6 protein-coding genes are annotated in these 5,934 nt (G+C 66.1%); 4 read left to right on the top strand and 2 right to left on the bottom strand.

Translation table 11 applies throughout. The features are described 5' to 3' along the window. Both ACR2J1_RS00590 and ACR2J1_RS00585 read right to left on the bottom strand, forming a co-directional pair. Positions 1 to 434, bottom strand: a 434-nt coding sequence (locus tag ACR2J1_RS00590) for a signal recognition particle receptor subunit alpha (protein ID WP_434017398.1), incomplete at its 3' end; no start/stop codon positions are given. Between the two features lie 272 nt (positions 435 to 706). Next, positions 707 to 1,918: an amidase gene (locus tag ACR2J1_RS00585; protein ID WP_434017397.1), complete on the bottom strand. Its 1,212-nt coding sequence runs from the start codon at positions 1,916 to 1,918 to the stop codon at positions 707 to 709. Between the two features lie 71 nt (positions 1,919 to 1,989). Here ACR2J1_RS00585 and dapF point away from each other — a divergent pair, with 71 nt between their 5' ends. The 4 genes from dapF to ACR2J1_RS00565 form a co-directional block, all read left to right on the top strand. Then, entirely contained in the window at positions 1,990 to 2,853 is an 864-nt protein-coding gene (dapF, locus tag ACR2J1_RS00580) for a diaminopimelate epimerase (RefSeq protein WP_434017396.1), read from the top strand. A 50-nt stretch (positions 2,854 to 2,903) separates the two neighbouring features. Then, positions 2,904 to 4,160 carry a tRNA (N(6)-L-threonylcarbamoyladenosine(37)-C(2))-methylthiotransferase MtaB gene (gene mtaB / locus ACR2J1_RS00575; RefSeq protein ID WP_434017395.1) on the top strand — a complete coding sequence of 419 codons (1,257 nt, stop codon included), beginning with the start codon at positions 2,904 to 2,906 and terminating at the stop codon, positions 4,158 to 4,160. Beyond that, on the top strand, positions 4,157 to 5,545 hold the full coding sequence (gene ftsY, locus ACR2J1_RS00570; protein ID WP_434017394.1) for a signal recognition particle-docking protein FtsY: 1,389 nt from the start codon (positions 4,157 to 4,159) through the stop codon (positions 5,543 to 5,545). The genes mtaB and ftsY overlap by 4 nt, the downstream gene beginning before the upstream one ends. Continuing rightward, on the top strand, positions 5,517 to 5,934 hold a 418-nt coding region (locus ACR2J1_RS00565), incomplete at its 3' end, for an inner membrane-spanning protein YciB (RefSeq protein ID WP_434017393.1). The genes ftsY and ACR2J1_RS00565, both read left to right, overlap by 29 nt.

The following is a 5,934-nucleotide window of genomic DNA, read 5'->3' as shown; positions in this document are numbered from 1 at the left end:
TGCGCCGCAGGCCGCCGCGTATCGAGCGACGCCATCAGCACCTTCTTCTTCTCGCGCGCCTCGATGCGGCGGCCGAGCTTGGCGGCGGTCGTGGTCTTGCCCGAGCCCTGCAAGCCGACCAGCATGATGGCGACGGGCGGCGTCGCGGCGAGATCGATGGGCGCGGCGTCGGAGCCCAGCATGCGCACGAGCTCGTCATGCACGATCTTGATGACCATCTGGCCGGGGGTGACGGACTTCACCACCTCCTGGCCGATGGCCTTCTCGCGCACACGCTCCACGAAGTCGCGTACCACGTCGAGCGCGACGTCGGCTTCGAGCAGCGCGCGGCGCACCTCGCGCATGGCCTCGGTGACGTCGGCCTCGCTGAGGGAGCCGCGCCGCGTCAGCTTGTCGAGAATGCCGCCAAGGCGATCTGAAAGTGTCTCGAACATCAGCACCACCATCGCCTCAGGCCGAATGGCGTGAGGCAAACCACGAACGCACCCGCGGGCGCATTGCGCTGGCGGATGTTGACCCCCCTGGCTCCTCATTGGGCGCTACCGGCCTCTTGGCCTATTTGAGCGCAATCATGTCCAGGGCGGCGGCTCACGAACTGAGCTGCCTTGAATTTCAGCCCGAATGTCGGCCAGAGGGGGCGGCAAGTCAAGGCACACAACGAAAAACCCTTGCTCCAGCATCGCATCCTCGCGTGGAGGCGTGAAGCTTAGAGCGTCTTCCTTAAAAGCGGCTCAAGTTTAACCGCAATATCGAGCAGAGTTTCGTCGGCTCCCGGCCAGCCGATTAGGGAAAGCCCGACGGGGATGTTGTCGGTTTCCGCCGCCGGAAGCGAGATCTGCGGCAGGCCGGCGAGACCGGCGAGGCAGGTGCTTTGCAAGGTGAGGGTGCGGAATTGCGCGACGGCGTCGCCGTCTTTGATGCCGCGCTCGGGCGGTAGCGTCGGCGTGGTCGGCAATACGATGAGGGTGCCGGGTTTAGCAATCGCGTGCAGGCGAATTGCCGCGTCTTCGCGCATGGCGCGGGCGGCGTCGGCCTCGCTTGCCGTAATGGAGGCCGCAAGCGCGAAGCGTTCCTTGATGCCGGGGCCGAGTTCGACGTCGTCGTGGCTGGCGATGAACGGCAGCAACGTCGACTGGATCTCGAAGCCCTGGATGATGCGGAAGGCGTCGCGCCAGGCGGCAATGTCCCCACCCGCGATGTCTTGCGGCTCTTGCCGGGGCAGACTGTCCTTCAGGCGAAGGAGCGTCTGCCGCAGCGCCGCGACGGTGCGTGGATCGGTGTAGGCGAAAATATCCTCGGCGAGGACGATGCGCTCGATCGGGGCCGCGACGCGGTCGCCCGCAAGCAACATGTGGCCGGCATCGCGGAAGAGCGCAGCGTCGCGCGCGAAGACGCCGACCGTATCGAAGCTCGGCGCCATCTCGGTGGCGCCCGCCATGTCGATGCGGCCGAAGGTGGGGCGCAGGCCGTAGAGACCGCAGAAGGAGGCGGGCACGCGGATCGAGCCGCCGGTGTCGCTGCCGAGCGCGAAATCGCACATGCCCGCGGCGACCGCGGCAGCGGAGCCGCAGGACGACCCGCCCGTGACACGGCCGGGCGCGCGTGGATTGACCAGAGCGCCATAATGCACATTCGTGCCGAGCACGCTGTAGAAGAACTCATCGCAGAGGGTAATCCCGGTGCAGGTGCCGCCCGCGTCGAGCAGCCGCTGAATGACTGCGGCGGTCTCCGTCGCCGGCTCGGCATGGGCGTAGAAGGCGGGATTGCCATTGCCCACCCTTTGCCCCGCAATCGCGAAGAGATCCTTCACCATGAAGGTGCGGCCGGTGAGCGGCCCAGAGCCGAGGCCCGTCAAAGGCGCCTTCAACGTGTGGGGAACGAGCGCGCCGACCGCGTCATCTTGAGGAAAGAGAGGCATGGCCGCCATTGGCTGGTGTCGCTGATGAGGAAACGCCATATAACGGACCGAAACCATTGGCGCCAACGCTCATGACCGACAGCATTCCCTTCCGCAAGATGAACGGGCTCGGCAACGATTTCGTCGTGGTCGATGCACGGGACGGATTGCTGGGCGTGACGCAAGACGCGGTGCGGGCGATCGCCGACCGCAAGGAGGGCGTTGGCTGCGACCAGCTCATCCTGCTCGAAGCTTCCGACAATGCCGATGTCTTCATGCGCATCTGGAACGCCGACGGCGGCGAGGTCGGCGCGTGCGGCAATGCCACCCGCTGCGTGGCCGCGATTGTCGCTGCCGAGAAAGGCCACCCGCAGGTCAGCATCGAGACGGACAGCGCGATCCTCGGCGCGCTGGTCAACGCCGACGGCAGCGTCACCGCCGACATGGGCACGCCGCGCTTCAACTGGGATGAGATTCCGCTTTCGGAACCCTTCCACAATACGCGCCGCATCGAATTGCAGGTCGGGCCGATCGACGATCCCGTCCTGCACTCGCCGTCGGTCGTCAATGTCGGCAATCCGCACTGCCTGTTCTTCGTCGAGGATGCCGAGGCATACGATCTTGCGCGGTTCGGGCCGATGCTGGAGCATCATCCGCTCTTTCCCGAGCGCGCCAATATTTCGCTGGTGCAAGTGCTCGCCCCCGATGCCCTCAAGGTGCGGACCTGGGAGCGCGGCGCGGGGCTGACGCGGGCCTGCGGTACCGCGGCCTGTGCCGCGGCGGTTGCGGCAGTGCGGCTTAAGCTCGCGGGGCGGAAGCCCAAGGTGACGCTCCCCGGCGGCGACCTCATCGTCGAGTGGCGCGAGAGCGACGACCATATCCTCATGACCGGGCCTTACGCTCTCGACTATGAAGGCACGCTGCCTGCGGCCTTATTGCAGCCCGTACCCGTTTGAAAACCGGGCTTTGGTCTGACTTACAGGCCATTTCATGCTAGAAGCCGCCAATGTCCAAGATCGACATCATCACCTTCGGCTGCCGCCTCAATTCCTATGAGTCCGAGGTCATGCGCGCGCATGCGGGCGCCGCGGGTCTCGATGACGCGGTGATCGTCAACACCTGCGCCGTCACCGCCGAGGCCGTGCGCCAGGCGCGGCAGGCCATCCGGCGCGCGCGGCGCGAGCGTCCCGGCGCCAAGATCGTGGTGACGGGGTGCGCGGCGCAGATCGATCCGGCGCGCTTCGCCGCCATGGACGAGGTCGACCACGTCGTCGGCAATCACGACAAGCTCCAGGCTGCGACCTTTGCAGGGCTTAGCCTGGAGGGGACCGAGCGGGTCGTCGTCAACGACATCATGTCGGTGACGGAGACGGCCGGCCATTTGATTGACGGCTTCGGCGCGCGCGCCCGCGCCTATGTGCAAATTCAAAACGGCTGCAACCATCGCTGCACCTTCTGCGTCATTCCCTACGGGCGCGGGCCGTCACGGTCCGTGCCGGCAGGCGAGGTGGTGGATCAGGTGCGGCGGCTGGTGGATAACGGTTACGCGGAGATCGTGCTCACGGGCGTGGATATCACCGCCTATGGCGCCGACCTTCCCGGCGCGACAACCCTCGGCAAGCTCGTGCGCAAGGTGCTGAAGCTCGTGCCGGAGCTGCCGCGCTTGCGCATCTCCTCGATCGATTCCGTCGAGGCCGACGCCAATCTACTCGCGGCCATCGCGGAAGAGGAGCGCCTGATGCCGCATTTGCATCTATCGCTGCAATCCGGCGACGATCTCACCCTGAAGCGCATGAAGCGCCGGCACGCACGCGCCGATTCCATCGCGTTCTGTGCCGAGGCGCGGCGCTTGCGGCCGGACATGGTGTTCGGCGCCGACCTGATCGCGGGCTTTCCCACCGAGAGCGAAGACATGTTCCAAAGCTCGGTATCGCTGGTCGACGATTGCGGGCTCACCTTCCTGCATGTGTTTCCGTTTTCTCGTCGCGAAGGGACGCCCGCCGCGCGCATGCCACAGCTTCATGGCGCGGTTATCGCGCGGCGTGCCGCTCAGCTCCGTGAAAAGGGCTTCGCCGCGCTCAAAGCCCATCTGTCAGGCGCTAAGGGAGCACGCATCCAGGTGCTGATGGAGAACGAGCGCCAAGGGCGCGCTCCGGACTTCACCCCGGTGCGGGTCGCATCGATGCAAGAGACCGGCGCGCTGGTCGAGGCGCGAATCGACGGCCATGACGGCAGCGCCCTGACCGCGACGGTGGCGGCATGAGCGAAGCCAAGAAGACCGGGTTCTTCCAGCGTCTGTTCGGCGGGACCGATGGGCCCGAGCCTGCGGAGCCAACGCCGCGCCCCCAGAAGGAGCCGCCTTCGGGCAAGCCAACGCGCGAACCTCCCGAGCAAGAGCCCACGCGCAAGGAGCCGTCGCGCGAGCCGGCGCAAAAGGAGCCGCCAGAGCGCGAGCGGCCGCCCAAGGAAGTCAGAGCCGGTCCCAAGGGGCCGCCGCCAGCAGGACCGCACAAGGCCGAGCCCAAGGATGCGCCGGGGAAGAAGCAGAAGGGCCCGCCGCCCGGAGGCCCTTCCAAGCATCCCGACGCACCGTCGCCGGAGGAAATACCCGCCTCGGAGCGCGAGAAAGAGCCCGGATCGCCTCACGAAAAGGGGCCTACGACGCCCCGCGACGTGCGGGAAAAGGCATTCGGACGGGCAGACCAACCGAAGCAGGGCTGGTTTGCGCAATTGCGGCAAGGCCTGGCGCGGAGCTCCAATGCGCTCGGCGACAGCCTCGCCTCGGTTGTCACCAAAAGACGCCTCGACGAGGATATGCTCGACGATATCGAGGCGCTTCTGATCAAGGCCGATCTCGGACCCGAGGTTGCGGCGCGCATCAAAGCGACTATCGCCGAGGGCCGCTATGAACGCGGCATTTCGAGCGATGAACTGCGGCAGGTTCTCGCCGCGGAAGTCGCGCGCGTGTTGCGGCCGCATGCCCAGGCGCTCCAGCTTGTGTCGGCTGCGAAGCCGCATGTCATCCTCGTCGTCGGCGTCAACGGCACCGGCAAGACCACCACCATCGGCAAGCTCGCCAACAGGCTGATGCGCTCCGGGTCGAGCGTGCTTCTCGCCGCCGGAGATACATTCCGCGCCGCTGCCATCGACCAGCTCAAGATTTGGGGCGGCCGTGTCGGCGCCGATGTCGTTGCGCAGAAGGTCGGCGCCGATCCTGCCGGCGTCGCCTATGAAGCGCTGGAGCGCGCAAAGGCGGAAGGCAAGGACGTGCTCATTATCGACACCGCGGGACGGCTGCAAAACAAGTCCGACCTCATGGCCGAGCTCGCCAAGATCGTGCGCGTTCTGAAGAAGATCGATCCGAGCGCGCCGCATAGCGTCGTGCTCGTCCTCGATGCGACAACGGGTCAGAACGCGATCAATCAGGTGCAGATGTTCCAGGAGATCGCGGGCGTCACCAGTCTCGTCGTCACCAAGCTCGACGGCACGGCGCGAGGCGGCATTCTCGTCGCCATCGCCGAGCGCTTCGCGCTTCCCATCAACGCAATCGGCGTCGGCGAGGGTCTCAACGACCTGGAGCCCTTCGACGCCGACGATTTCGCACGGGCGATTGCCGGATATGACAGCGAAAACGCCGCGGCGGCCTAAAGCCAAAGGGTCCGCCCGCGCGAAGCCAGCCGAGCCGCCGCTTCCGATCAAGCTCGCCATTGAGCTTGGGCCGCTGCTCGTGTTCTTCGCCGCGAATTTCGCCGGCGGCATCTATGTCGCGACCGCGGTCTTCATGGTCGCGACCCTGATCGCGCTGGGGGTGGCGCGCTGGCTCTATCACAAGCTTCCGATCATGCCGATCGTCAGCGGCGTGGTGGTGCTCGTATTCGGCGGGCTCACGCTCTATCTCCAGGACGATGCGTTCATCAAGCTCAAGCCGACGATCGTCTATCTCACGTTCGCAACCCTGCTGCTCGGCGGCTATCTGATGCGGAAGCCGCTGCTCGCGCTCCTGTTCGGGCCGGTCTTCAATCTGACCGAGGAGGGTT

This window comes from Methyloceanibacter sp., assembly GCF_050999895.1.
In the GTDB taxonomy this organism is placed as follows: domain Bacteria; phylum Pseudomonadota; class Alphaproteobacteria; order Rhizobiales; family Methyloligellaceae; genus Methyloceanibacter.
The sequence above is the reverse complement of the archived record's forward strand: the minus strand, read 5'-3'. Positions and strand labels throughout refer to the sequence as shown.